Genomic DNA, 1,013 nt, shown 5'->3' with positions numbered 1-1,013 from the left:
GGGCTTGTAAAAAAATGCGGCTCGTGTAAAATCAAGTCAGTGAAAGGCGCGGTTTTGGTTTTTAGGCGGCGTGTGTTGCGTTCCCCAGTTCTTGCCAACAAAGCGTGCACCTGACGCTGGGGACTCGGCGCACATCTCAAACAGTTTCACACGCCTTAGCATTTTTCTGGTTGGACGGCTTCGCCGTCCCCGCCCCAGCGCAGGTAACGCAAACCGTTGGCTTGTCCCGTGCAAAATAAACACCATTTATGAATCGTATCGAAAGACTAAACCTCATTGATTCAATTGGACGTCATTTGCAAATCTCAATGACGACAACCGATATAAACACATATCTTGGTGGTTTTGGGATTCCAAATAATGGAACTACAATGGCATCAAGCAAATGGGTATATGTCAAAGAGATGATGAGCAACGTTGACGACGCTATAGTTTTTCAAATTGCCAATGAACTCGGTATAAATGTACCAAAAAGCGAAAATCTCAGTTCGATAAAATTGGCAGAATTGCTTGATGGAAGTGCTTATGCACATGCAAAACAAGATTTTGACAATGCCATTCAAGATATAGATTTACGTCCTGAAAATGCAATTGGCATGGCATCTACAACATTGGAAAGTATATGCAAAGCCATTCTTGATTCGTTCGGTGAGCCATATCCTAGCGATGAAAGTTTACAGCCGCTCCAAAAGGTGGTTTTTGAAAAATTAAAACTATCTCCCGACGGAAAGGCAGACCCAGATATAAAACGTATTCTTGGTGGTTTAATTAATGTGGGTGCTGGCATTGCTACTTTACGCACGAGATATAGTTCTTTTCACGGGAAAGGCGCAAAACAGTATCGGTTAGGAAAGCGCCATGCAAGGTTAGCAGTAAATTCACTTTCTACAATTGGTTTATTCTTGCTAGAAACATACCAAGAGCAAGTTAACAATCAAGGCGAGTCTTCAAAATGAAAGGCAAGCCAACACAGCGTGCACCTGACGCTGGGGACTCGGCGCACATCCCAAACA

1 protein-coding gene is annotated in these 1,013 nt (G+C 43.3%); it reads left to right on the top strand.

Annotation, left to right across the window (positions count from 1 at the left end; translation table 11 throughout):
* Positions 1-248 precede the first annotated feature (248 nt).
* Complete coding sequence (locus tag LC115_08070; GenBank protein ID MCZ2356627.1) at positions 249-956, top strand: abortive infection family protein; 708 nt, start codon at positions 249-251, stop codon at positions 954-956.
* Positions 957-1,013: the final 57 nt, after the last annotated feature.

The sequence above is a fragment of the Bacteroidia bacterium genome, from assembly GCA_026932145.1.
GTDB lineage: Bacteria > Bacteroidota > Bacteroidia > J057 > JAIXKT01 > JAIXKT01.
Note: the sequence above shows the minus strand (reverse complement) of the source record. Positions and strands in the feature narration are given on the sequence as shown.